Source organism: Asaia sp. W19, assembly GCF_003994335.1.
Lineage (GTDB): Bacteria > Pseudomonadota > Alphaproteobacteria > Acetobacterales > Acetobacteraceae > Asaia.
Genome location: NZ_PNQZ01000061.1, coordinates 56,149 through 80,630, shown reverse-complemented (window position 1 = coordinate 80,630; position 24,482 = coordinate 56,149). Strand labels below are relative to the sequence as shown.

At 61.6% G+C, this 24,482-nt stretch carries 20 protein-coding genes and 2 pseudogenes; 7 read left to right on the top strand and 15 right to left on the bottom strand.

Annotated elements, in window-relative coordinates; all coding sequences use genetic code 11:
- Positions 1-54: 54 nt before the first annotated feature.
- The 8 genes and pseudogenes from rpsO to rimP all read right to left on the bottom strand — a co-directional run bounded on the left by rpsO (position 55) and on the right by rimP (position 7,470).
- A complete protein-coding gene (gene rpsO / locus C0V97_RS11530) occupies positions 55-324 on the bottom strand; it encodes a 30S ribosomal protein S15 (RefSeq protein WP_127102740.1) in 270 nt (89 codons plus the stop codon).
- Positions 308-1,261, bottom strand: a complete 954-nt coding sequence (gene truB / locus C0V97_RS11525; protein ID WP_127102739.1) for a tRNA pseudouridine(55) synthase TruB — start codon at positions 1,259-1,261, stop codon at positions 308-310. The genes rpsO and truB overlap by 17 nt, the downstream gene beginning before the upstream one ends.
- Before the next feature lie 15 nt (positions 1,262-1,276).
- Positions 1,277-1,702: a 30S ribosome-binding factor RbfA gene (rbfA, locus tag C0V97_RS11520; RefSeq protein WP_127102738.1), complete on the bottom strand. Its 426-nt coding sequence runs from the start codon at positions 1,700-1,702 to the stop codon at positions 1,277-1,279.
- A pseudogene (infB, locus tag C0V97_RS11515) lies at positions 1,699-3,864 on the bottom strand (translation initiation factor IF-2); the annotation flags it as partial. The pseudogene infB and the gene rbfA, both read right to left, overlap by 4 nt.
- A gap of 206 nt (positions 3,865-4,070) precedes the next feature.
- Positions 4,071-4,509: pseudogene (locus C0V97_RS18945) on the bottom strand (translation initiation factor IF-2 associated domain-containing protein); the annotation flags it as partial.
- On the bottom strand, positions 4,506-5,276 hold the full coding sequence (locus C0V97_RS11510) for an RNA-binding protein (RefSeq protein WP_127102736.1): 771 nt from the start codon (positions 5,274-5,276) through the stop codon (positions 4,506-4,508). The gene C0V97_RS11510 and the pseudogene C0V97_RS18945, both read right to left, overlap by 4 nt.
- Positions 5,188-6,732 (bottom strand): transcription termination factor NusA, encoded by a 1,545-nt coding sequence (gene nusA, locus C0V97_RS11505; RefSeq protein ID WP_127102735.1) that lies wholly within the window; start codon positions 6,730-6,732, stop codon positions 5,188-5,190. The genes C0V97_RS11510 and nusA overlap by 89 nt, the downstream gene beginning before the upstream one ends.
- Positions 6,733-6,843: 111 nt before the next feature.
- The gene (gene rimP, locus C0V97_RS11500; protein ID WP_127102734.1) at positions 6,844-7,470 is read right to left on the bottom strand and encodes a ribosome maturation factor RimP; all 627 of its coding nucleotides are present in this window, start codon (positions 7,468-7,470) and stop codon (positions 6,844-6,846) included.
- Positions 7,471-7,698: 228 nt separating this feature from the next.
- Here rimP and C0V97_RS11495 point away from each other — a divergent pair, with 228 nt between their 5' ends.
- The 4 genes from C0V97_RS11495 (at position 7,699) to C0V97_RS11480 (ending at position 11,401) form a co-directional block, all read left to right on the top strand.
- On the top strand, positions 7,699-8,346 hold the full coding sequence (locus C0V97_RS11495; RefSeq protein WP_127102733.1) for a hypothetical protein: 648 nt from the start codon (positions 7,699-7,701) through the stop codon (positions 8,344-8,346).
- Positions 8,343-9,611, top strand: a complete 1,269-nt coding sequence (locus C0V97_RS11490; RefSeq protein ID WP_127102732.1) for an AAA family ATPase — start codon at positions 8,343-8,345, stop codon at positions 9,609-9,611. Before C0V97_RS11495 ends, C0V97_RS11490 begins: the two co-directional genes overlap by 4 nt.
- A gap of 167 nt (positions 9,612-9,778) precedes the next feature.
- Positions 9,779-10,606, top strand: a complete 828-nt coding sequence (locus C0V97_RS11485) for a hypothetical protein (RefSeq protein WP_127102731.1) — start codon at positions 9,779-9,781, stop codon at positions 10,604-10,606.
- A gap of 207 nt (positions 10,607-10,813) precedes the next feature.
- Positions 10,814-11,401: a DUF7010 family protein gene (locus C0V97_RS11480; protein ID WP_127102730.1), complete on the top strand. Its 588-nt coding sequence runs from the start codon at positions 10,814-10,816 to the stop codon at positions 11,399-11,401.
- Positions 11,402-11,480: 79 nt separating this feature from the next.
- Here the strand turns inward: C0V97_RS11480 and C0V97_RS11475 are convergent, their stop codons facing one another.
- The 3 genes from C0V97_RS11475 to acnA form a co-directional block, all read right to left on the bottom strand.
- Positions 11,481-12,998, bottom strand: coding sequence for an ABC transporter substrate-binding protein/permease (locus C0V97_RS11475; protein WP_127102901.1), 1,518 nt, complete (start codon positions 12,996-12,998; stop codon positions 11,481-11,483).
- A 20-nt stretch (positions 12,999-13,018) separates the two neighbouring features.
- Complete coding sequence (locus C0V97_RS11470; protein ID WP_127102729.1) at positions 13,019-13,711, bottom strand: amino acid ABC transporter ATP-binding protein; 693 nt, start codon at positions 13,709-13,711, stop codon at positions 13,019-13,021.
- 70 nt (positions 13,712-13,781) lie between these two features.
- Positions 13,782-16,475, bottom strand: a complete 2,694-nt coding sequence (acnA, locus tag C0V97_RS11465) for an aconitate hydratase AcnA (protein WP_127102728.1) — start codon at positions 16,473-16,475, stop codon at positions 13,782-13,784.
- 132 nt (positions 16,476-16,607) lie between these two features.
- Here acnA and ccmA point away from each other — a divergent pair, with 132 nt between their 5' ends.
- From ccmA to C0V97_RS11450, 3 genes are all read left to right on the top strand, one after another.
- Positions 16,608-17,243: a heme ABC exporter ATP-binding protein CcmA gene (gene ccmA, locus C0V97_RS11460; RefSeq protein WP_127102727.1), complete on the top strand. Its 636-nt coding sequence runs from the start codon at positions 16,608-16,610 to the stop codon at positions 17,241-17,243.
- On the top strand, positions 17,240-17,911 hold the full coding sequence (gene ccmB, locus C0V97_RS11455) for a heme exporter protein CcmB (RefSeq protein ID WP_127102726.1): 672 nt from the start codon (positions 17,240-17,242) through the stop codon (positions 17,909-17,911). Before ccmA ends, ccmB begins: the two co-directional genes overlap by 4 nt.
- Before the next feature lie 170 nt (positions 17,912-18,081).
- Complete coding sequence (locus tag C0V97_RS11450) at positions 18,082-21,375, top strand: S41 family peptidase (protein WP_127102725.1); 3,294 nt, start codon at positions 18,082-18,084, stop codon at positions 21,373-21,375.
- A gap of 171 nt (positions 21,376-21,546) precedes the next feature.
- Here C0V97_RS11450 and C0V97_RS11445 read toward each other — a convergent pair whose 3' ends face one another.
- From C0V97_RS11445 to aroQ, 4 genes are read right to left on the bottom strand one after another with little or no spacing between them, the layout of a single operon-like run.
- The gene (locus C0V97_RS11445) at positions 21,547-22,116 is read right to left on the bottom strand and encodes an NIPSNAP family protein (protein ID WP_127102724.1); all 570 of its coding nucleotides are present in this window, start codon (positions 22,114-22,116) and stop codon (positions 21,547-21,549) included.
- Between the two features lie 26 nt (positions 22,117-22,142).
- Positions 22,143-23,489: an acetyl-CoA carboxylase biotin carboxylase subunit gene (gene accC, locus C0V97_RS11440; RefSeq protein ID WP_127102723.1), complete on the bottom strand. Its 1,347-nt coding sequence runs from the start codon at positions 23,487-23,489 to the stop codon at positions 22,143-22,145.
- 26 nt (positions 23,490-23,515) lie between these two features.
- Positions 23,516-23,971, bottom strand: a complete 456-nt coding sequence (locus tag C0V97_RS11435; RefSeq protein WP_127102722.1) for an acetyl-CoA carboxylase biotin carboxyl carrier protein subunit — start codon at positions 23,969-23,971, stop codon at positions 23,516-23,518.
- Positions 23,968-24,423 (bottom strand): type II 3-dehydroquinate dehydratase, encoded by a 456-nt coding sequence (gene aroQ, locus C0V97_RS11430; RefSeq protein WP_023979560.1) that lies wholly within the window; start codon positions 24,421-24,423, stop codon positions 23,968-23,970. The genes C0V97_RS11435 and aroQ overlap by 4 nt, the downstream gene beginning before the upstream one ends.
- Between the last annotated feature and the right edge of the window lie 59 nt (positions 24,424-24,482).

Genomic DNA, 24,482 nt, shown 5'->3' with positions numbered 1-24,482 from the left:
TCGCCAGAATGGCAACGGGAGGCGGCGGAGGCTTGACCCTCCGCCCGAGCGTGATTAGCGGCGCAGGCCGAGACGCTCGATAAGGGTCTGGTAGCGGCCCTGATCCTTGCGCTTGAGGTAGTCAAGCAGGCCACGACGCTGGCCAACGAGCATCAGAAGACCACGACGGGAGTGGAAGTCCTTCTTATGCGTCTGCAGATGGCCCGTCAGATTGACGATGCGCTCGCTCAGCAGGGCAACCTGGACTTCCGGCGACCCGGTGTCGGTCGGATTGGTCTTGTATTCTTCGATCAGCGCCGTGCGGCGTTCAGCTGTAATCGACATCTCTGTCTCCGTATTTAAACGACTCGAATATCCGTATCGGCTTCAACCGCCCCTCAAGGACGCGGCATAAACCGACAAGACACCCCCCCTCCTGGGCTTGCAGGACGTCACCATCCTGCGCTGTCAGCATCAGATCCGCACGATCGGACAAAGCGAGGCTCTGTCCATAGCGCAAGGCCTGTGCTTCTGCTTCGGTCACGGCCAGAGCCGGGATGTCGGCCAGCGCGGTCGAGACCGGGCGCAGAAGCGCTGAAAGTGCATCGGCCTTGTCGTCATTTTGAACCAGCTTGTCCAGTGTTATCGCATGGGTCTCATCAAACGGACCGCATTTGGTCCGACGCAGAACGGCGATATGACCGACAGTGCCACAGGCCAGCGCGATGTCGCGGGCCAGACTGCGCATATAGACCCCCTTGCCAGACTGAACCTCGAAAACGGCGTGATCGCGATCGGGGCGCTCGACAAGCGTGATAGAGTCCACGCGCGCAGGCCGGGGCGGCAAATCGGGCGGCCGTCCGGCCCGAGCCAGATCATAAGACCGTTCGCCATCCACCTTGAGCGCGGAATAAACGGGGGGCACCTGCATGATGTCGCCGGTGAGTGCGGGCAAGGCTGCCCGCAATTCCTCGTCGCTTGGGCGGTGGTCGCTTGTCAGCACCACCTCCCCTTCACGATCATCCGTCGTTCGGGATTCACCGAGGAACAGCGTAAAGCGATAACGCTTCGTCGCATCCATGATATAGGGGATTGTCTTCGTGGCCTGACCGAAGGCGACCGGGAGAATACCCGTCGCCAGAGGGTCGAGCGTACCGCCATGTCCGGCCTTCCTGGCATCGAACAGGCGACGCGCCTTGTTCACCACATCGGTCGAACCGATATGCAAGTCCTTGTCGACGACCAGCCAGCCGTCGATTTCCTGCCCTTTCCTGCGTCCCATGACGGGTCGCTCCACTCAATCTTCGGAATCGAGATCGCGACGGACTTCGGGTGTGCGCATCAGCGCATCCATGTCCATCGCATGTTCGAGCGCGGTATCGGGCTGGAAATGAATTTCCGGCACGATGCGCGAACGCAGGGTCTTGGAGAGACCTGTACGCAGGAACGGCGCAACACGCTTGAGTGCGGGCAGAACCTCCTCGATATCGCTGCGCCCCAGACGGCTGACGAAAGCTGTCGCGTGGCGGAAATCGGGGGAGATACGCACTTCCGTGACCGTCACATGCACACCGGCGAGCTCCGGGTCACGGAACTCGGTGCGGGTGAAAAGATCCGAGAGGACGCGACGGACCTCTTCAGACATTCTCAACTGACGCTGTGACGGGCCACCCGCGTCACCGGGCCCTGAAAAGCCCGGCACCTTGGAACGCGAACCCCTCATGCAGGGATGACTTCCATTTCGAAGCACTCGACCATGTCGCCTTCGCGCAGGTCGTTGTAGCCGGCGAAGGAGAGACCGCACTCATAGTTGCGTGCAACTTCCTTGACGTCGTCCTTAAAGCGCTTGAGCTGGCTCAGATCACCTTCATGGATCACCACGTTGTCACGCAGCAGACGCACGCCACAGCCACGCTTGACCACGCCCTCGGTGACATAGCAACCCGCGACCTTGCCGACCTTCGTGATATTGAAGACCTGACGGATCTCGGCGTAACCGAGGAACTTCTCGCGGTGCTTGGGTGCAACCTTGCCCTTGACCAGCTGCTCCACGTCGTCGGTCACCTGATAGATGATCGAGTAGTAGCGGATATCCACATCCTCACGCTGGGCCATTTCACGGGCCTGCGTGGTGGCGCGGACGTTGAAGGCCACGATGATGGCGTTCGATGCCTTGGCCAGCTGAATGTCGCTCTCGGTGATCTGGCCGACAGAAGCGTTCAGCACGCGAATGCGAACCTCCTCATGCTCGAGCTTGAGCACCGATGCCTCGATCGCCTCGGCAGAGCCCTGCACATCGGCCTTGATGAGCAGCGCGACTTCCTTCTGCTCACCCGCCTGGATGCGGGCCAACATCTGGTCGAGCGTGCCACGCGCGGCGGCGCGGCCTGCTGCCATCTTGTCCTTCTGCTTGCGCTGACGGAACTCGCAGATCTCGCGAGCGCGGTTCTCGTTCTCGACGACCACAAAAGGCTCGCCAGCGCCGGGAACGCCCGTGATACCCAGAAGCTCGACCGGCATGGACGGACCGGCATCCTTGAGCTGGCGTCCCTTGTCGTCCAGCATGGCTCGCACGCGGCCCCATTCGGCCCCCGCGACGACGATGTCGGAGCGGTTGAGCGTGCCCTTCTGGACCAGCACCGTCGCCACCGGACCGCGACCGCGATCCAGACGGCTTTCGATGACCGAACCTTCGGCGACACGGTTCGGATTAGCCTTGAGATCAAGGACTTCCGCCTGAAGCAGGATAGCCTCTTCCAGCTTGTCCAGCCCGGTACGCTTGAGCGCCGAAACCTCGACATCCTGCACGTCGCCGCCAAGGGCTTCGACCACGATCTCGTGGCTCAGCAGAGCCTGACGCACACGGTCTGGGTTGGCACCCGGCTTGTCCATCTTGTTGATCGCCACGATGATCGGGGCATCGGCAGCCTTGGCATGCTTGATGGCCTCGATCGTCTGCGGCATCACACCGTCATCGGCAGCCACCACGAGCACGACCACATCGGTGACCGAAGCACCGCGGGCGCGCATCGACGTGAAGGCTTCGTGACCCGGCGTGTCGACAAAGGTGATCTTAGCACCGCTGGGCACGGTCACCTGATAGGCGCCGATATGCTGGGTAATGCCACCGGCTTCGCCCGCGGCCACATCCGTGGTGCGCAGCGCGTCGAGCAACGAGGTCTTGCCGTGGTCAACATGGCCCATGACGGTCACGACCGGAGCGCGTGTCACGAGATCTTCCTCGCGATCTTCCACACCCTCGATGCCCAGCTCGACGTCGCTTTCGGCAACGCGGCGGACACGATGGCCGAATTCACTGATGACCAGCTCGGCCGTGTCGGCATCGATGAGCTGCGTGGCCGTAGCCATCACACCCATCTTCATGAGCGCTTTGACCACTTCGGCCTGACGCAGCGCCATACGGTTGGCAAGTTCAGCCACCGTGATGGATTCCGGCAGGATCACGTCACGCACCACGCGGACCTGATCCGCGCGCAGGCGCTCGAGCTCGGCCTGGCGGCGCTCACGATCACGCTGACGGCGAACCGAAGCGAGCGAACGTGTCTTGTCGTCGTCTCCCTCGATTGCGGCGCGCACGTCGATACGGCCGGAACGACGGGAATCCCCGCTCTTCTTTGGAGCCGCGGGGGCACCACGACGCGGCGGTGCGGCAGGAGCACGACGCGGACCAGCGCGGCGGTCATCCTCCGTCTCGGTCCCCGTTCCGGCACCGCCACGACGCAGATGCAGCGTCTCGTTACGCGGCGCGGGCGCAGCCGAACCCGATGCAGGCGCAGGCTTGGGCGTGACGGGACGCGGTGCCATGACAGCGCGTTCAGCCAGCGGCCGCAGACGCTCCATCGGAGCGGCAAGCTGGACGCCACCGGTACGACGGGCGGTATCGGCCGCTTCTAGCGGCGCACGTCGGGCAGCCTCTTCACGCTCGCGCTCAGCGGCACGCGCCTTGCGCTGCTCTTCCAGCGCTTCCTGCTTTGCCTGATCCTCGGCAGCAGCGGCCATCTGTTTTTCGTGCTCTTCCGCTTCACGGATCGCTTCGACCTCGCGAGCCGCGGCTTCGGCACGGGCTTCCTCTTCACGCTTTGCCTCTTCGGCAGCGGAGAGAATGCGAATCTTTTCCTCTTCGAGACGCGCGGCCTCGCGGGCTGCTTCCTTGCGCTGCTCTTCGAGCACACGCTGGCGGATCGCGAGTTCAGCCGGGGTCAGGGCACGACCTGCACCTGCACGACCGCCACGACCGCCCGCGGCACCACGACCGTCCTTGCGCTCAGTTGTCTCGCGCTTCTTGCGCACTTCCACCTGGACCACCTTCGAGCGGCCGTGGCTGAAGCTCTGACGCACAGAGCCTGCGTCTACCGTCCGCCCGAGTTCCATGCGCCCGCCCGGACGCAGGGACAGACGTCCCTTACCCTGGTCACCCTGAGCCTGGGCGCCCTGATCCTGGACATTCTGGCCATCTGTCTGACCGCCCTGAGCCTGAGTGCCCTGGTTCCGTTCGTTGCCTTCGCTCATATACCTGCCTGTTCCCGTCCGAGCCGCCCCTGGTGCGGCTCAGGAACCAACCCATCGGTCAGCCCCAAAAATCGTTCATGCTCAGCCATCAGACGCTGCGCCAGCGCCCCGGGCGCTATCACAACATAGACCGCATGTTCCCGCCCGAATGCCGTCGCGAGCATCTGGGCCGGTAACGTCAGTACCGGAAGCTTGTTGTTTCCCGATATCAGACGCCGCAACTCATCCGGGCTTCCGCCCGATCCCTGGATCACCAGCCCTGCCTTGCCGGCGGCAATCCATTCGCGACACTTAACAAACCCACAGAGAGCCTGACCGGCCCGGCGCGCGAGCCCCAGCCCCTGCACCAGCCGCGCTTCTATTCCTGAAACCAGTACCTGCGCAATATCCTCAGGCACCTTTACCGGCTGACGCGCTGCTCTGGAGAACAGATGACGCGTCCGCGCGGTTTCTAGCACATCCCGGTTGGCGCTCAACCAGATTCCCCGCCCTGGCAGCTTTACCGCCAGATCGGGGACGACCGTGCCATCCGGCGCGATGACAAAACGCAGCATTCCATCGGGATTTCCGCTCTTGCGGGTCACGATGCAGCGCCGCTGCGGCCCCTTCTCGTCATCGAGTTCGATCAGATCGACATCGGTTTCGGAGTCGGGACTCGGTGTGCGTGTTTCGTGGAGCTCAGACGTCGGAAGCCTCCCCTTCCTCGGGGGCTTCCTCGGCCTGCTCACCGTCGAACCAGTGGGCACGCGCTGCCATGATGATCTCATTGGCAGCATCTTCGTCTATATTGTCACTACCCAGCATTTCGACAAGTTCATCGCCAGCCAGATCAGCCAGATCGTCGAGGGTTTTCACGCCCTTCTCACCCAGGGTGACCAGCATGGCATTGGTGAAGACGCCCAGCTCGGCAATCGAATCCTCGACTCCCAATCCGCGACGCTTGTCATCCAGCTCCTGCTCCTTCTGCACGAGGAATTCCTCGGCACGGCGCATCAGCTCTTCTGCCACGCTTTCATCAAACCCTTCGATCGCATGCAGTTCATCGGGATCGGCGTAGGCCAGTTCCTCGATGGTGTGGAAGCCCTCGGTGACGAGCAGGCCTGCGATCACGTCATCGACATCAAGCGCATCGACGAAGAGCTGGGTGCGCTTGCGGAATTCTTCCTGACGACGTTCCGATTCCTCGGCTTCAGTCAGGATATCGATATCCCAGCGCGTGAGCTGGCTGGCCAGACGTACATTCTGGCCACGACGACCGATTGCCAGGGAGAGCTGTTCGTTCGGAACAACCACTTCCACGCGACCGGCCTCTTCATCCATGACCACCTTGGTCACTTCTGCGGGGGCCAGGGCGTTCACCACGAAGGTGGCGGCCTGCGGGCTCCAGGGGATGATGTCGATCTTCTCGCCCTGCAGCTCGGCCACAACCGCCTGGACACGGGAGCCGCGCATACCAACGCAGGCGCCGACCGGGTCAATCGAGGCGTCCTTGGACACGACGGCCATCTTGGCACGCGATCCGGGATCACGGGCAACAGCCTTGATCTCGATGATACCGTCGTAGATCTCAGGCACTTCCTGCGCGAACAGTTTGGCCAGGAAGGCGGGGTGGGTGCGGCTCAGGAAGATCTGCGGGCCGCGTGTCTCGTCGCGCACGTCGTAGATATAGGCGCGCACGCGATCGGAATTGCGGAAAGACTCGCGCGGGATCAGCTCGTCACGACGCAGCAGCGCCTCGGTATGGCCGATCTCGACCATGAGGTTACCGTATTCCGTGCGCTTGACCGTGCCGTTGACGATCTCGCCCACGCGGTCCTTGAATTCGTTGTACTGCTTCTTGCGCTCATATTCGCGCACGCGCTGCACGATGACCTGCTTGGCGGTCTGGGCGGCGATACGTCCGAAATCGATGGGCGGCAGCGGGTCGACCAGATGCTCGCCAAGCTTGATTTCGGGTTGGAACTTCACAGCAATGGTGAGCGGGATCTGGGTATCCTCATTCTCGACCGTCTCGACCACTTCGGTCCAGCGCGAGAGACGCACCTCGCCGGAGCGGCGATCGATCGTCGCGCGGATATCCTTCTCATGGCCATATTTGGCGCGCCCTGCCTTCTGGATGGCCTGCTCCATCGCCTCCAGCACTTCTTCACGATCGATGTTCTTTTCACGCGAAACAGCGTCTGCCACCAGAAGCAGCTCAGGACGGGTAACGGAGGTGTCCATCAGACGAAATCCTCAAATACGGAGCGCGATGCCGCGCAGACCAGCAGAAACGGAATAAGCGGTAAACTCGGTATGTCCAGTTATGGGCGTACCGGAACTCGGTGCGCCAGATCAGTGTGTCTTGCGCCCCGGCTTCGTCCCCTTGCCAGGCTTGGCCGGGTTGAGCCTCGGCGTCTTGCGACGCGGCGCTTCCTCTTCTTCTGCCCCTTCTTCCTCGGACGCAATGCCCATCATGGCGGCACTGGCCTCGATCAGGGCATCAGTCAGGACGAGGCGCGCCTTGCGAATGGTGTCAACCGGAAGAACGGCTTCCTCGCCGTCGTCCAGACGGATTACGGCAGAGTTCTCGCGCGTGCCGGTGATGATGCCGGAGAAACGCTTGCGTCCGTTGAGAGGCAGATCCAGTTCGGCCTTCACCAGATGGCCGGCAAACCGGTCCCAGTCCTTGAGGCGCGTCAGAGGGCGATCGATCCCGGCGGAGGAAACCTCGAGCGTCCAGGCGCCCGGAATCGGATCGTCCACATCCAGCACAGCACCGACGGCGTGGCTGATCTGCTCGCAATCCTCGATGCCGATAAGCGACCCATCGGCGCGATCCGCCATGATCTGGATGGTAGGCGTCTCGCGGCCCAGCACGCTCAGGCGCACGAGCTCGTAACCGAGATCGGTCAGGGTCGGCTCGATCTGCTGCGCAATGCGCGCTTCAAGACCGTTCAGGCTGGGAATTTCTATGGCCAAGACAAAAAAGGCGGCCGGTCAAGGCCACCCCCCGATAAGACGAAAGATGAAAGGAATACCGGCTGTGTAGGCCAATGTCCGGTCAGATGCAAGACTCGTAGCATACGCCGATCTTCGGACCTGCGAACCACGCCACATGGCGTCACCGCGAAAGCGTAACTCTTGATTACACTCCTCATGTAACACGCCTCTTGCCCAGACGCTTCTAATCCTGTCACACTTGACCCAATGAACGACACCCCCGAGCCACAACTCAGACCGCTTCTCGACGGGTCGGGTAACTCTGTCCGACAATCCGACAATGAGCGTATGAGCCTGACCCCCAAGCTTGTGATGGCGACCGCCGTCATGGCTGCGTGTCTGGGCGGCGTCATATGGAACAAATCATCTTCTACTTCAGCGCCGCCATCGTCTTCTCTCACCTCTGCAATGCAGGCAGAGCAACCTAATGCGGAGCCTCAGATCCGTCCGGATGCCATGCATTTCGACACGCAATTCGCGCTCGTCCCGACGGACAAGGCCGCATCAGCGCTCGCCTCGACCGGTTTTGACGAGCAACAGCGCGCCCAGATCCTGGCTGCGGTTAAAAATAGACGTATGCGCCTCGTCCGCATGCCGATTGCGCAGGTTTCCGGCGCCATCGGACAGTCGGTCGCCATCACCTCAGGTGGATTGAGGCAGAACTTGGTGCTCAAACCTGATCTGCAATCGGTCGTTCTGCCAATCTACCTAGCTGGAGAAGTCACGATCGATCCCCTGACCCCACCGCCGACAGGAGGTCTGGGAACGGGTATCCTGACCACCCTCGGACCGCAGATCCTGCCGCTCATTACGAGCCTCAACCAGCAGATTGTCCTGGACGTTATCGTACAATGAAAGCCCTGCTGCCCGCCCTAAACCGTCTCATGCCCGTGATGATGGTTATCTTCCTGATCCTCGCGAGCATTCAGGCTGCCGTCTCGCTCCATCTCTCCGGTGGGATGCTGATTCGCTTTCTCTCCTGGGCGAGAGACGCCTACCTTCCTGTTGCGGGGTTCGCAGCTTTCCTCACTGTTTCCGGCCTCCTTTACGAAGTTCGTTCCGCAAAATTGGCCCGCAAGGGACTTCGTCGTCGCAAAGGCTTTGTCATGGATATTCTCGCCCGCCTCACAAACCGCGTCGCTCTCGAGGAGCTTCTGGCCCAGGAGCAGAAGGAGGTCGCGATTAACGCCGAAGAACTTGCCGCCGGCCTGCGCGCGAAGGTGGTGGGGCAGGATCAGGTCTGCGAGGACATTGCGCAGCAGTTGCGTAGACGTCTGGCGCTGACAGTCCGCAACAAGCCCGTCGGGATCTTCCTGCTGGCGGGGCCACCAGGGACAGGTAAGACTTATCTCGCTAAGCAGATTGCGCGCCAGATGGAGCGGCCCCTCCTGCATTTCGACATGACCCAGATGTCGAGCCCGCACGCTGCCACCATGCTCTTCGGTTCACCGAAAGGCTATGTGGGCTCCGACAGCTTTGGCAAACTCACTGGAGGGCTGCAGGAAAAGCCCGATGCTATCGTTCTGCTGGACGAGATCGAAAAGGCGCATCCCGACGTCTTCAAGAAGTTCCTTACAGCATGGAATGATGGCCATGTTACCGAGGCTTCCACCGGCGCTCAGATCTCAACAACCCGCGCCATCTTCATGCTGACCTCGAATATTGCCACCGAGGCCCTGACAGAAATCGCAGATCGACTTCATGACGACGCTGATCGTATGCGCGCGGAATCGACAGAGGCCCTGCGCAAGGCCGGCTTTGCGCCTGAGGTGCTCAACCGCCTCGACCGCATCTTCGTCTTCCGCCAGTTGCGCGATCTTGATCTGGCGCGTGTAGCCGCCCTTGAGATTGAAGCCATGATCAAGGGCTATGGCCTCAATGTCGAGGCGGGTGGCATCGACGCCTATCTCCTGTTCCAGCTCATGCAGCGGCAGCAAAAGCTCGGTGCCGGAGCTTCCGCCCGTGATCTTGTTCGCTCCATCGAGGATATGGTGAGCGAGAGCCTGATTCTCGCGCGCCAGAACGATGCGAAGCTTGTCCGCCTCGTCATGGGAAATGACGGGGTCAAGGCCGAGATCGCCGATGACAGCAAATCCCTTACAGCTCGCCTGAGCCCCTGATCGCAATCGGGACCATAAAAACAGTGTCAGCTTTTCCCCGCTTGTGGCGCCGGGCGCCTGTCTGGCGACTCACGATCTACGTGATGATCGTCTTCACAGTTCTTGGCTTGCTTTTTCCAATGCCCTGGATGCTTGCTAAAGCACCTTGGTTAAGCCGGATACCGGGTATGCAGCCTCCCGCAGGCACAGCGTTGCCTCAGGCTCAGGCCTCTGCGGACGGAAACGCTTCTGCCCCGCAGGGAAACCCTGGACAACAGGATGCGCCTGACAACGGGACAAATCGCCTAATCGCCCCGGATATCACAACCGCCATGGTCGGTTCGATCCCGTTTGGCGGTCACACCCTGCCGCTGCCTGCCGGAATCTGGCATCCCGTGCTGACAGGTCAGTACGGGCCCGGTGGGCAGATGCTGATCAATATCCTGGTCAGAACCGATCGCGGGGTCGTCACAGGCGTCATCGTGGCTCGCACAGCCACCGAGCAATTGCCTATCGACATCGTGCAGCAGGCCACCAGCCACTGCCATGACGACCGCAATTACAGCGCGCAGATATTCGCTGATCGCGCTGACGGTCGTAGTGAATGCGCCTTCGTCGCCAACGCGGTCATGGGACCCAACGGCGTCATCTCGTCTGACGAACTGATCCAGCTCGCGTTCAAGCGTCTCTCGGCCCTCGGCTTTCCCATGCCTTCGCTCTTCATCGTCGCCAACTGGATTCAGAGCAGCGGGGCAATGGATAGCAACAAGGGCACCTCGGCTGTCACCTATCTGCTTTCCCCGACGAAGACCGGGACGGTGCAGCTTCTTGCTCCCCAACCCTATTGGGATAAGGCAACCCTCGCTCAGGTACCGAGCGCAGAAACCTTCGTACGCAAGACAGATCGGTGGCTTAACCAGTGGATACCGTTGCTCAGGCGCTACATGACGCAGGATACCACGACAACCCCCGTGCCAGTCGATTTGTCTCGTGATCCAGCGGCACCACCGCAATAAGGCCTTTTTGTTGTAGTAGCCTCGGATTGGGCGCGACTGGGGAGGCGGCATCCGTTGCCCATGCTGAATGGGCTCCCACCAATGCACACGATCAGACGCGCCAAAAGAATTCCTCCAAAAAAAAACCACTCGCGTTGCCTCTTTTATTGCCTCTATCTCAACATCTTCTGCCATCCTGTCCTGCAATACGGACAGGATCTGACACTCATGAAGTCTTTATCTTGCGATGAGCCCGGCCTACCGCTCGACATCTTGCGCAGGCGTTACCTGGCAAGTTGCAGCCAGTCCATGCCGGTCTCAGGGTTTCTCGCCTGGGCGTGCCTCGCGCTGGCGAGCTACGGACTCGGCCCTCGACTGCCCTATTATGCCTACCTGATCGTCGCAGCCATCCCACTCCCCCTGTCGATCATTCTTGACAGGATGTTCGGCGCTCCCGGCCTTCAGAGGAGCGCGCGCCACAACCCCATTACCCAGCTTTTCATGAATTGCATCACCGTTACGGGACTGCTCATCCCCTTCGCAATCCTGGCCGGGATAGCAGCGCATGATCCAAGCCTGCTCATGCTGGGCGTAGGCCTCTATGCCGGGATTGTCTGGGTGCCTCATGGGTGGGGTGCGGATGATCGGGCTGGGCTCATCCATTTCATTCTGCGCGCTGCCCTATGCTACGCCGCTTATCTTCTGACGCCAGGCTGGGCCCGGCAGCCGGCAATCGCAGCGGCGGTCGCTGTGAGTTATCTCTACGAGCTCATCGCCATGAAGAAGCCCGCAAGCGCGCGTGATGGAAAGTCATGACCCGCTCCGAATGCCTCGTCTCCCGCGAAGATATCGCCGTTCGTGCCCCAGACCGCCCCTTGCTTTGTTACATTGCCCGTCAGTGGTGACCGGAGCGCCTGACGCTCTGGCCCAGCTTGCGCTCCACATGGCGCGCGAAGCGAACGAAAGGCAGACCGAGCAGCAGGTAAGCCGCCCCGATCAGCAGCCCCGTACCGATGTAATCGTAGTAGGTTGAGGACAGGCGGATATAGGTCTTGGTCAGCTCGGTCAGGGTGATGACGCTGACGAGCGAGGAATCCTTCAGCAGGGCAATGAAATCGTTGGTCATGACAGGCAGCACGGTACGAAAAGCCTGCGGAATGATCACGAGTCGCACTGCCTGCCCATGGGTCATGTTGAGGGCAATCGCGGCCTCCATCTGCCCTCTGGGCACCGAAGACAAGCCCGCCCGATAATTCTCGGCTTCATAGGCAGCGTAGTTCAGGCCGAGCGCGAGGACACCGGCAAAGAACGGTGAGAGCTTGATACCCAGTCCCGGCAAGCCATAAAAAATGAACAATACCTGGATGAGCAATGGCGTTCCACGGACGATTTCAATGTACAGCCCGCAGGCGCCCCGAACGAGACCCGGGCCGTAATGGCGACCTAGGGCCAGAAGAAGGCCCAGGCTGACGGCCAGCACCATGGCCAGGGCGGAAACCACGAGCGTCAGTCCCGCGGCCTCGGCAATGATCGGCAGAAACCCCACATAGCGCCGCATCTGCCCCATCCAGCCGGTCTGACTGCGCATGGCGTCGCGGTAGCGCAGCCATTGCGTTGGCGCGACATGGCGCTGCGTATGATCGCCCGTCATCTGGGCCATCTCGGGCGTCCAGAGATTCCAGCGTCCGAGGATATCCTGCAGGGTACCATCCTGCATCATCTCGCCCAGAGCACGGTCAACCGCGTCATGAAGGGCCAGATTGCCCTGGCGAAAAGCAATCCCGTACCGTGTCTGGCCTATCGGATCGCCTACGATCACAAGATCATCGGTCACACCTGCATAATAGAGCGCGATAGGACCATCCAGCAGCAAGGCATCCAGCCGCCCGTTGCGCAGATCGGAGAAGGCGTAGGTCTCCTCCTCGTACGAGCGCACGCTGATACTCGGTTCCCGTTGCAACAGGCGCTCGGCGAGCGTTTCCTTGATCGTCCCGACCACATGACCACGCAGCGCGCTGAAGCTGTTCAACTCCTGACGATCGCGACGCACCACGATACGATCACCGGTGACGTAATAGGGACGCGAAAACAAGGCCGCCTGCAAATGGTCGGGCGTCATCTCGATGCCATCAACCACCATATCGTACATGCCGCGCTGCAAACCCGGTATCAGCCCGTCCCAGTCATTCTGGACGAAACGTGCCTCTCGCCCCAGACGTCGGGCGATTTCCTGGACCATGTCGAACTCGAACCCCTCAAGTCGGGTCGTATCGGCAGGATCATGAAACACATAAGGCACATTGGCTTCGCCATCCGACGCCCAGCTCAATTCATGCACGGCTGATGCCGGAGCCGCAAAGGCGCGGGGACCGGGGAGAAAGAGCGCGACGCAAAGCAGGATGAGCAGCCTCATGCGGGCGGTCAGACCTGCGCTCACAGGAGAGACCTCAGGAAACGACGTGTTCTCTGATCTTCGGGAGCAGCAAACAGCTCTTCGGGATCGCCGCTCTCGATGATCCTGCCCCCCTCTACATAGAGAACGCGATCCGAGGCGGCGCGGGCGAAGCGCATGTCATGGGTCACCACGATCTGCGTCATCCCCTCTTCATCCAGGCGTCGCATGACCTGAAGAACCTCCTCGGCCAGTTCCGGGTCGAGCGCCGAGGTCGGCTCGTCATACAGCATCACGGCTGGTTTCATGGCCAATGCCCGGGCAATGGCGGCACGCTGCTGCTGCCCCCCCGAAAGGGTTCCAGGATAGCGCCCCGCCAGACCTTCCAGACCGACTTTGGCCAGAAGGCTGCGTGCCAGAGGCTCACTCTCGGCGGGAGAAATTTTCTTAACGGCGCGCGGCGCCATCATGACGTTATCGAGCACGGTGCGATGCGGAAACAGATTGAAAGACTGGAAAACCATACCCACATGGGCGCGCAGCTTGTGAGCGCGACGCTCCTGGGCCCGGTTCCAGCCCTGGCCATCGCTCTTGTCGATTTCGACATCCCGGATGCGAATCGATCCGGAATCGGGAATTTCCAGGAAGTTCAGGCAGCGGAGAAAGGTCGATTTGCCGCAGCCCGAGGGGCCAATGATGGAGATCAGATCACCGCGCTTAACGCGAAGCGACATGTCGTGAAGCACGACATGTCGCTCAAAGCTCTTGGTGATGTTTCTGGCGTCGAGAACGGTCTCGGCGTGATCAGTCAGTTTCGGTCATCCCGCGCAGGACATAAGGAAGAATTCCTCCATGCCTGTAATAGGCGACTTCATCAAGCGTATCGATGCGGCAGAGAAGCTCGACCTGCTCGGTCTCGCCGCTGGCGCGGGTGATGGTCATCGGCACGGTCATCCGTGGCGTAATGGAATCGAGCCCACCCAGGGTGATCGTTTCGGTCCCATCCAGTCCCAGCGTCTTGCGGGTCGTGCCCTCGCGAAAGGTCAGAGGCAGAACGCCCATGCCCACGAGATTGGAACGATGGATACGCTCGAAGCTCTCAGCGATCACGGCCTTGATGCCCAGCAGGTTCGTACCCTTGGCCGCCCAGTCGCGCGACGAGCCCATGCCGTATTCGCGGCCGCCGATCACGACCAGCGGCGTGCCATCCTGCTGGTAGCGATGTGCGACGTCATAGATCGATGCGACGGTCCCGTCGGGCAGATATCTCGACATGCCGCCTTCGACACCGGGCAGCATCTCGTTGCGGATACGGATATTGGCGAAGGTGCCACGCACCATCACGCGGTCATTGCCACGGCGCGATCCGTAGGAGTTGTAATCGGCCACCGATACCTGATGCTCGCTCAGGAATTTGCCTGCCGGTGAAGACGGCTTGATGGCGCCTGCCGGAGAGATATGGTCGGTCGTGATGTTATCGCCCAACAGCGCAAGAATACGGGCATTCTCGATGTCATGTGTCTCGCCCGGCTCCTTGGTCAGCCCTTCGAAATAGGGCGGCTTCTGGATGTAGGTCGAGCTGTCCGACCAGGCGAAAGTACGGGCATCACTGGCGACGGCCAGAGCCTGCCACTGCTTCGTCCCCTTCGAGATGCTGCCATAACGCTCTACAAAGCTCTCACGCGTGACGGAGGACTTGATGAGCGCCGCAATCTCTTCATTGCTGGGCCAGATATCGCGCAGGAAGATCTCCTTGCCCTCTGTCGAGATGCCAAGCGGCTCTTTCGTGATATCCTTGCGCAGCGTACCAAGTAGCGCATAGGCCACCACAAGCGGCGGGCTGGCGAGATAATTGGCACGCACGTTGGGCGAGATACGCCCTTCGAAGTTACGATTACCCGACAATACCGACGTGGCGACAAGGCCATTCCCCTCGATCGCATCCACGATCGGCTGGGCGATGGGGCCCGAATTACCAATGCAGGTCGTGCAGCCATAGCCGACCGTCTCGAAGCCAAGCGCGTCAAGATCGGCGCTGAGTCCGGCCTTGTCGAGATAATCCGTCACCACCTGCGAGCCGGGCGCCAGCGACGTCTTGACCCAGGGCTTGGGCTTGAGGCCGAGGGCACGGGCCTTGCGCGCCACCAGACCAGCTGCCACGAGAACGGCCGGGTTGGAGGTGTTGGTGCAGGAGGTGATGGCCGCAATCACCACATCGCCATGACCGATATCGTAATCCGAACCGGCCACGATGGCGCGCTTACGCACGTCATCGGGCTTGACGCCCAGTGTGGTGGTCAGGGCTTCTTCGAAAGCCGAGGTCGCATCGGTCAGCGCGACGCGGTCCTGAGGACGCTTGGGGCCCGCCAGCGAGGGGATGATGGTCGACAGATCGAGCGACAGCACCTTCGAGAATACGGGCTCGGGGGTGTCGGCATCGCGGAACATGCCCTGGGCACGCAGATAGGCTTCTGTGAGGCGAATGCGATGCTCGTCGCGGCCCGTCTGGTGCAGATAGTCCAGCGTCAGCGCATCGACCGGGAAGAACCCGCAGGTCGCACCATATTCCGGGGCCATATTGGCGATGGTCGAACGATCGGCCACCGGCAGATGATCGAGGGCGGGGCCGAAGAATTCCACGAATTTGCCGACCACGCCTTCGGCGCGCAGCATTTCGGTGATGGTCAGCACCAGATCGGTCGCGGTAGCCCCCTCAGGAAGCATGCCGTCCAGACGCACGCCGATCACATCCGGGATCAGCATGGCGATCGGCTGGCCGAGCATCGCGGCCTCGGCCTCGATGCCGCCCACACCCCACCCGAGCACACCCATGCCATTCACCATGGTGGTGTGGCTGTCCGTGCCATAGAGCGTATCCGGATAGGCATAGTCCTTGCCATCGACCGTACCGGTCCAGACGGCCTGCGCCAGATATTCGAGGTTCACCTGGTGGCAGATACCTGCACCCGGCGGTACGACGCGGAAGTTCTCGAACGCGCCCTGGCCCCAGCGCAGAAAGGCGTAACGCTCGCCATTGCGCTCGAACTCGATCTCGACATTGCGCTCCAGCGCATCGGCGCTGCCCGCCACATCGACCATGACCGAGTGATCGATCACGAGATCGACCGGCACCAGCGGGTTCACCTTCTCCGGGTCACCATCGAGGGCAATGATGCCATCGCGCATGGCGGCGAGATCGACCACGGCGGGAACGCCCGTGAAATCCTGCATGAGGATACGCGCCGGTTTGAAGGGCACTTCCTGATCCGAGTGGCCCTTCGCGGTCCAGTCGACAATGGCCTGCGCATCTTCCGTGCGGTAGCTCAGCCCGTCTTCGAAGCGGAGTACGTTTTCGAGCAGGACCTTGAGGCTGACCGGCAGGCGGGACAGATTGCCCAGCTTGCTCGCCGCCTCAGGCAGGGAAAATATGCGGTACTTCCGGCCATCAACCTCCAGATCCCGCATCACGCCCAGGGAATCCCGTCCAACGGTTCTCATGGCTTGTCCTCCTGCCTTGTCAACTGGCTGCCTTGTCAACTGGCCCTTGCGGGCTGGCCCTTCTATACAGTCTCGACCCTTATTCGCACAGAGTCGAATGAAACTCTCTCAGGAAGATGTTATTTCCGCACAATGTCAGGTTTTCCCTCGTCTCATGCACCCTGGCTCGTCTTGCATGACGTAACCGTGATTCGCGGAATGCGCCTTGTTCTGGACGGAACAAGCCTCGCGTTGTCTGCCGGTGAGGCTTTGCTGCTGACGGGACCAAACGGTTCGGGCAAATCGACGCTGCTGCGCGTTCTGGCCGGGCTCTGTCCTCTCCAGGGAGGCCGCCTCACGATGGGCGGTCGTGACGGGCATGACCCAGAGCAAGCTCTGGATATCGCCTATCTCGGCCACGCAGATGCGCTCAAACCCGGATTGACCCTGCGGGAGAATCTCACGCTGGAAGCGAGGCTTTTCGAGAGCGATATGGAAAGGGCGCTGAATGCTCTCGATCTGCTCGATCTTGCCGACCTCCCCGCCAGGCTGCTTTCTGCCGGCCAAAAGAGGCGTGGGGCTCTCGCCCGCATCCTGCTGCGCCACGCGCGGCTATGGTTGCTTGATGAGCCGAGCCTCGGCCTCGATCAGCGCGCGATCGCCCGGCTCGGCACCCTCATGGCGGCGCATCGTGCCGCGGGTGGGATGATCGTCGCCACAACCCATGTACCTCTTCCTCTGCCCGATGCGCGTAGCCTCGCCCTCAATCCCTCTGAGGGCCTGTCATGATCGGAAGTGCGTTTCTCGCTCTGGTCAGACGCGAGTTGCGTCTGGCAGTGCGTCACGGGTCAGACACTCTCGCGGCCCTGCTCTTTTTCCTGCTCTGCGGCAGCCTGTTTCCGCTCGCGCTTGGTCCCTCCCCCGCAATGCTGCATCGCCTGGCCCCCGGTATCATCTGGGTCTGTGCCCTTCTGGCAAGCCTGCTACCTCTGGATCGTGTTTTCGGAGCCGAATTGGAAGACGGGGCACTCGATCATCTGCTGATGCTCGGCCTGCCTCCCGGCCTGCTCGCTCTGGCGAAAATCTTCGCGCATTGGCTGACCACCGGCTTACCACTCCTGATGGCCACCGTACCACTGACGCTGATGCTCGGCGGAACTCCTGCGGATATACCGCCCATTCTGGCTGGGCTGGCTCTGGGCACGGTGCTGCTCTCCCTTCTGGGCGGCATGGCGGCTGGGCTCGTCCTGGGTGCGCGGCGGGGCGGCGTCCTGCTGCCCTTGCTCGTGCTGCCTCTGGCAACGCCGGTGCTGATCTTCGGTGCCGCCGCCGCCGATGCGGCGACCAACGGGCGGAGCTTTGCCACGGAACTCGACTTTCTGGGGGCTTTCCTTGCCCTTGCGCTTCCCCTTTGCCCGCTCGCTGCTGGCGCCGGCCTGAAGGCCGCAACCGCCTGAAGGGCCAGGAGGGAGGCTTCCGTCGGGTGCCTCGTAGTCAAACTCCGTGGGGCGTGCCCGAACAGGCGCGCTGAAGCCGCGTAAGTCCCGGCGCCAAAAGACCGGCAGGGCTTGCCATCTGCCCTCTCCCCGTTCTCTAACGGGTCTTGTGTTTTATCCGGAAGGTGCTCATGCGTTTCTCCCCGCTCCTCGCCAGTGTCGCCCTTCTCGCCTTGGCGCCTCTGACGGCACAGGCCGCACCGGGCTATCTGCGCGACCCGGCGCTTTCCGGCACGCAGGTCGTGTTCGACGCAGAGCAATCAGTCTGGAGCGTCGGCCTGCAGGGAGGCCCCGCCAGCCGCCTCACCGCACCCATCGGCACCGACCCGCACCCCATTCTCTCGCCCGATGGCAAGCAGGTTGCCTTCCTGGCCAATTACGATGGCCCGACCGAGCTTTACGTCATGCCCATCGAAGGCGGCACGCCAAAGCGCGTGACCTATGAGAACCAGAGCGTCACACCTATTGGTTGGGACCGCAAGGCGGGTATTCTGTACAGCACCGCCCCGCCCACCGGCCCCGGGCTGAGCCATATCGTCGTCGCCATTCATCCGGTCAGCGGAACACGCCGGGTCTATCCGCTGGCAGATGCCAATGACGCCACCCTGAGCCCCGACGGCCAGTGGATCTACTTCGTGCGTTTCGGTACGGCGGTGAGCCACGATCATTTGCGGCTCTATCGCGGCGGCGCGATGGCCCAGCTCTGGCGCTATAAGCTCAAGGGCGGGGTCGAGGCAGAGCGGATCGGCCCCACAGACGCCAATATGCGGCGTCCCATGCTCTGGAAAGACAGGCTGATCGTGATCAGCGACCGTGACGGGCGGGATAATCTCTGGAGCTATGCGCTGGACGGGACAGAGGGACACGCCCTGACCCATCACGACGATTTCGGCGTGCGCGAGGCCAGTCTGAGCGGCCATGATATTGTCTACCAACTCGGCGCGGATCTGTATCATCTCGACCTCGAGACCGGATCGGAAACCCTCATCCCTGTCGAGATTGCGAGTGATCGTGCCGCCCGCCGCCCGCTCTGGCTGGACAATCCCTATCCCTTCCTCACGGATATCGCCCTGGCCCAGAACGGCAAGCAGGTGGCCCTGACCATCCGAGGCCACGCCGTGCTAGCCGCACCCGGCCCCTTGCGTCGCATCACCCTGGCTACGGCACCGACCACACGCCTGCGTCATGCTGCGCTCTCCCCCGATGGCAAGACGCTCTATGCCTTCAGCGACAAGGGCGGGGAATCAGAACTCTGGGCTTTTCCTGCTGCCGGTGGCAGCGAGGGAACACAGCTCACCCATGGCACCAAGGGAGAACCGACAGGCCTCTGGGTCTCACCCGATGGCGGCCATATCGCCCATACTGATCTTTCAGGGCATCTGTATCTCCTTGATCTCTCCACTCATACCGACAAGCTGATCGACGATGCGCGTCTGGACGGACAGAGCGAATATGATTCCCTTGCCTGGTCGCATGACGGACGCCTACTCACTTTCGTCAGGGCCCGGGGAGAGAACATACGCCGTCAGATCGCGCTCTATGCGCTCGATACCGGCACGACACTCTGGGCGACCACTCCCGATTATGAATCCTATGCGCCCAGTTTCAGCCCGGACGGGCATTTCCTGTGGTTTCTTTCCGACAGGCATTTCAGCCTGAACAACGGAAGCCCATGGGGCGACCGTGCGCCTGCCCCCGTGTTTACGCAGCGCACGGGGGTTTTCGCCCTCGCGCTGCAAAAGGACGGACGTTTTCCCTTTGCCCCGGTCACCGAACTCCTACCGCCCGCACCGGCAAAGACGACCGATGCGCCGGGAAAATCGGTTGGCAAGAAGCCTGCCGCCATCCTCGATGTCGAGAACCTGCCGAACCGCCTCTACCAGCTTCCTTTTCCGGCAGGAACATTCAGCAAGATCGCGGTGGGCCCTGACACGCTGTACGTTCTGGCTCACAAACCCGATCAGCCGGTCAGCAAGGATGACGACCTGACGCTTCGTGCGATCAAGATCGAGCCGGGCGAAATCAAGCCCAGTGATTTCGCGACGGGATTGCGCGACATGTCCCTTACCCCGGATGGCAAGACACTCATGCTTGTCTCCGGCAAGGAGGATGCGCGCCCCAAGATCCAGCTCGTACCCGCCACGGGCTCGATGAGTGGCGTGAGTGGCGCCAATACCACGGTGACACTCGACGGCTTCCGCCTGCGGGTCGACCCGGGGGCCGAATGGCAGGATATGTTCAACGATGCCTGGCGCCTGCATCGCGATCATTTCTATGACCCCGCGCTGCACGGGGTGGACTGGAACGCAACCCGTGAACGCTATCGCCCGCTCTTGTCACGCGTCGGCGATCGCTCCGATCTGGACGATCTGCTCGGCCAGATGATGGGCGAACTCAATGCGCTTCATTCCCAGCTTCGCGCGCCGCAAACCCCCGAGCGCGACAACGCGGTCCTGATTGCGAGCCTTGGCGCTCATCTGACCCGTCAGCCGGGCGGATTCCTGATCGATCGCATCTATGAGGGTGACCCCGATCTACCCGATGATCGCTCGCCGCTGGCAGCTCCAGACGTCGATGCTCGCCCCGGTGACCTGATCATTGCCCTGAACGGACAGAGCCTCGCCGATCAGCCCGATCTGACCGCCCTTCTCGCCAACCAGGCCAATCGTCAGATCCTTCTCACCCTCAAGCGCAAGGACCGCCAGTTCCAGATTGTCACGACGGCGATCGGCGCCAAACAGGATGCGTCCTTGCGCCTGCAGGCCTGGGAAAACGAGCGCGCGCGCTATGTTGCCGATGCCAGCCATGGACGGATCGGCTACGTGCATCTGCGCGCCATGGGCAAGGACGACATCGCTCGTTTCACGCGCGATTTTTTCAGCCAGACCGAAAAAGACGGCCTCGTGATCGATGTGCGTCGCAATCTGGGCGGGAATATCGATTCATGGGTCCTGTCGGAGTTGCTGCGCAAGGTGTGGATGTTCTGGTCCGATCATGGCAAGGCGCCTCAGGGCAACATGCAGCAGACTTTCCGCGGGCATCTTGTCGTGCTGTGCGACGCCTTCACCTATTCCGACGGAGAGACCTTCTCCCAGGGAGCCAAATCCCTCGGTCTAGGCCCTCTCATCGGTGTGCGTACTGCTGGCGCGGGCGTCTGGCTGTCCGATACCGATCGTCTGGCCGATAACGGTCTGCCCCGGACGGCGGAGCGTCCCTATTTCGACATGAAAGGCCACTGGCTGGTCGAAAATCACGGCGTCGAGCCCGACATCACGGTGGAAAACATGCCTGTCGCCACCTTCAACGGTCAGGATCAACAGCTCGACAAGGCACTCGAGACACTTAACACCTTGCTGGACCAACACCCGATTGCCCCCATGGCGCCCGAAGCTTTCAACGGCACGGCGGAGGCAAAACCGCATTGATACGACCGTCCGCTGAGGCATTCATGCGGAGGGCTTCGGGTTTCAATAAGAGGCATCCAGGGCGCTGCGCCCGGCTCCGGGCGGGCGCACACCCGACTCATCCCTCCCAGCGGGGGGGGCAGAGGCTGATGATCCTTTGGCGGGCACCAGGTGGCGTTGCGCCTGGCCTGCTCAGCAGCTGGGGGAATAACCTACAGGCACGAGGATAGCACTCTTCATGGCGCCCAGGAGCGGAAGAATACCCTTGGGCGGCCAGGCGCCTGTTTCAACCGCCTGTTTGCGCCTGGCTGCGCGCTCCGCAAGATCGGCATACGGCCAGGCATGGGCCAGACGCGACACACCATCGCTCGAAGTCATGACGAGATAGGCTGGTGAGACAGCCGAGCGCGCTGGGAGTGCGCCTTCCATCAGCGCCGTCACCTCTGCTTCGCGGCCTGGCAGGATATCATAGACACGCCATTCATAGGCGCCCCCGAAAGCACCCGGAGCTGGCTGCGTCCCGCCGATCAGTGTCCAGCGCTGACGGTCGATACGCTCGACGCCCGCCGCATGGTCGGGCCAGACGATATCCTGAGGAGTCTGGCTGAAAAGAACGACAATTTCGTTCAGAGCACCGAGATCGGTAGTCCAGCAGCCCAGAAATCCAGCGCGACCCACGAGGGGCGCCTCAAGGGCGCCCACGATAGCGGGGACGCTCCCCGAGCGGCAGGTGAGAACGAAGGTTTCAACGCATACCGGCATCGGAGGAGATTCCTTGTGCAGTGTTCTTATTTCTTGAGAGAGTCGACGAACTTCTCGAGCCAGTGGATCGTGTAGTCACCCTTCTGGAACTGCGGGTCGGCAAGGATCTTGCGGTGCAGCGGAATGACCGTCTTCACACCATCCACCACGCATTCGTCCAGAGCCCGCATCATGCGTGCAATCGCCTCGGCACGTGTCGGGGCATGGACGATCAGCTTGGCGATCATACTGTCATAATAGGGCGGAACGCGATACCCGGCATAGATGGCGCTGTCGATACGCACACCCAGACCACCCGGTGCATGAAAGACCTTGATCGTGCCGGGATTCGGCATGAAGGTTTCAGGATCTTCCGCATTGATGCGGCATTCGATGGCATGACCACTGAAGGTGATGTCCGACTGCTCATAGCCGAGCGCCTGACCGGCTGCCACGCGGATCTGCTCACGAACGAGATCGACATCGCACACCATTTCGGTCACGGGATGCTCGACCTGAAGACGCGTGTTCATCTCGATGAAGCAGAACTGGCCGTCCTGATAGAGGAATTCCAGCGTACCGGCGTTGCGGTAGCCCATCTTCTTGAGTGCTGCCGTTGCAGTCGCCCCGATCGCATCGCGCTCCTCAGCCGAGAGAACGGGCGATCCAGCTTCTTCCAGAAGCTTCTGGTGACGACGCTGCAGCGAGCAGTCACGCTCGCCGAAATGCACGACATTGCCATGCGTATCAGCCATGATCTGCAGCTCGATATGACGCGGCTTGTCGAGATATTTTTCGAGATAGACCTCGTCATTACCGAATGCCGCGCGGGCCTCGGTGCGGGCTACCGACCAGGCTTCCTCGATCTCGTCTTCAGTCTGTGCCACCTTCATGCCACGACCGCCACCGCCTGCTGCAGCCTTGATCAGCACGGGATAACCAACCTTGGCGGCGACTTCGCGCGCCGCGGCCAGATCGCGTAATGCGCCATCCGAACCCGGCACAAGCGGCACGCCAAGCTCGCGCATGGTGGTCTTGGCCATGATCTTGTCACCCATCGTGCGGATATGATGGGCGGTCGGGCCGATGAACACGAAGCCGTGCTCCTCGACCGTCTCGGCAAAATCGGCATTCTCGGAAAGGAAGCCATAACCGGGATGGATGGCTTCGGCCCCGGTGATCGTAGCGGCCGAAAGAATGGCAGCCACGTTCAGATAGGAGTCACGCGAAGAGGGCGGCCCGATGCAGACCGCCTCATCCGCCAGTCGGACATGCATGGCATCGGCATCGGCCGTTGAATGCACGGCAACCGTCGCTATGCCCAGTTCACGGCAGGCGCGCAGGATGCGAAGCGCGATTTCGCCGCGATTGGCGATCAGGATCTTGGAAAACATCGGGTTCCAGACTCAGTCAGTAATGCTTATTCGATGATGGCGAGCGCTTCGCCGAATTCAACCGGGTCACCGCTGGAAACCAGAAGACGCTTCAGGGTGCCGCCGCGCGGCGCCTTGATCTGATTGAAGGTCTTCATCGCCTCGATCAGCATCAGGGTCTGACCGGCCGTCACAGCCTGGCCTTCCTGCACGAAGGGGGGAGCCGACGGATCGGGTGCCAGATAGGCAATACCGACCATCGGGCTGTTGACAGCGCCAGGATGGTTGGCAGCGTCGACCGGGGCAGCTGCCGGAGCAGGTGCGGCAACAGGCGCCGCAGCAGCGGGTGCCGGGCCAACGGCATGAACCACCTGGCCGCCGGCATTGCGTGCCACACGAATGCGACTGTCCTTTTCCGCGACCTCGATCTCGGTCAGTCCGGTTTCAGTCAGAATATCGGCCAATGCCCGGATGGCATCCGCGTCCACGAGCATACGGCTCATCGTTCGTCCTCGTCTTCGATCATGTCATAGAGTGCACGCAATGCCATGGCATAGCCACGCACGCCAAACCCGCAGATTACGCCAATGGCGGCCTGGGAGGTATAGGTGTGATGGCGAAAGGCATCGCGGCGATGGATGTTGGAGATGTGAACCTCCACCGTCGGCAGGCCCGTGGCGAGCAACGCATCGAGCAATGCGATGGATGTGTGACCATAGGCCGCCGGATTGATCACGATACCACGCGCCCTTCCCCGGCATTCCTGAATCCAGGAAACCAGTTCCCCTTCGATATTCGTCTGGCGAAAATCGATGGCGACATCGAGCTGCTCGGCGGCCTGGATGCAAACCTGTTCAAGGTCGTCCAGTGTCGCATGGCCGTATATTTCCGGCTGGCGCATTCCGAGCATGTTGAGGTTGGGGCCGTTCAGCACGGCAATCATCGGGCGAATCATGAAAGGAGCCCGTAGCACTTTCGCATGGGCCGTAAAAGCCTTCCCGCATGGCGCAGAGG

Excerpts from the sequence above, each read along its gene's own strand:
- accC (WP_127102723.1), bottom strand. The coding sequence starts at position 23,489 with ATGTTTTCCAAGATCCTGATCGCCAATCGCGGCGAAATCGCGCTTCGC.
- C0V97_RS11485 (WP_127102731.1), top strand. The coding sequence starts at position 9,779 with ATGCAGCCTCCCGCAGGCACAGCGTTGCCTCAGGCTCAGGCCTCTGCG.
- acnA (WP_127102728.1), bottom strand. The coding sequence starts at position 16,475 with ATGAGAACCGTTGGACGGGATTCCCTGGGCGTGATGCGGGATCTGGAG.
- ccmB (WP_127102726.1), top strand. The coding sequence starts at position 17,240 with ATGATCGGAAGTGCGTTTCTCGCTCTGGTCAGACGCGAGTTGCGTCTG.
- C0V97_RS11435 (WP_127102722.1), bottom strand. The coding sequence starts at position 23,971 with ATGAGCCGTATGCTCGTGGACGCGGATGCCATCCGGGCATTGGCCGAT.
- C0V97_RS11480 (WP_127102730.1), top strand. The coding sequence starts at position 10,814 with ATGAAGTCTTTATCTTGCGATGAGCCCGGCCTACCGCTCGACATCTTG.
- C0V97_RS11490 (WP_127102732.1), top strand. The coding sequence starts at position 8,343 with ATGAAAGCCCTGCTGCCCGCCCTAAACCGTCTCATGCCCGTGATGATG.
- C0V97_RS11475 (WP_127102901.1), bottom strand. The coding sequence starts at position 12,998 with ATGAGGCTGCTCATCCTGCTTTGCGTCGCGCTCTTTCTCCCCGGTCCC.
- C0V97_RS11510 (WP_127102736.1), bottom strand. The coding sequence starts at position 5,276 with ATGAGATCATCATGGCAGCGCGTGCCCACTGGTTCGACGGTGAGCAGG.
- truB (WP_127102739.1), bottom strand. The coding sequence starts at position 1,261 with ATGGGACGCAGGAAAGGGCAGGAAATCGACGGCTGGCTGGTCGTCGAC.
- aroQ (WP_023979560.1), bottom strand. The coding sequence starts at position 24,423 with ATGATTCGCCCGATGATTGCCGTGCTGAACGGCCCCAACCTCAACATG.
- C0V97_RS11450 (WP_127102725.1), top strand. The coding sequence starts at position 18,082 with ATGCGTTTCTCCCCGCTCCTCGCCAGTGTCGCCCTTCTCGCCTTGGCG.
- rpsO (WP_127102740.1), bottom strand. The coding sequence starts at position 324 with ATGTCGATTACAGCTGAACGCCGCACGGCGCTGATCGAAGAATACAAG.
- C0V97_RS11495 (WP_127102733.1), top strand. The coding sequence starts at position 7,699 with ATGAACGACACCCCCGAGCCACAACTCAGACCGCTTCTCGACGGGTCG.
- nusA (WP_127102735.1), bottom strand. The coding sequence starts at position 6,732 with ATGGACACCTCCGTTACCCGTCCTGAGCTGCTTCTGGTGGCAGACGCT.
- C0V97_RS11445 (WP_127102724.1), bottom strand. The coding sequence starts at position 22,116 with ATGCCGGTATGCGTTGAAACCTTCGTTCTCACCTGCCGCTCGGGGAGC.
- ccmA (WP_127102727.1), top strand. The coding sequence starts at position 16,608 with ATGTCAGGTTTTCCCTCGTCTCATGCACCCTGGCTCGTCTTGCATGAC.
- C0V97_RS11470 (WP_127102729.1), bottom strand. The coding sequence starts at position 13,711 with ATGTCGCTTCGCGTTAAGCGCGGTGATCTGATCTCCATCATTGGCCCC.
- rbfA (WP_127102738.1), bottom strand. The coding sequence starts at position 1,702 with ATGAGGGGTTCGCGTTCCAAGGTGCCGGGCTTTTCAGGGCCCGGTGAC.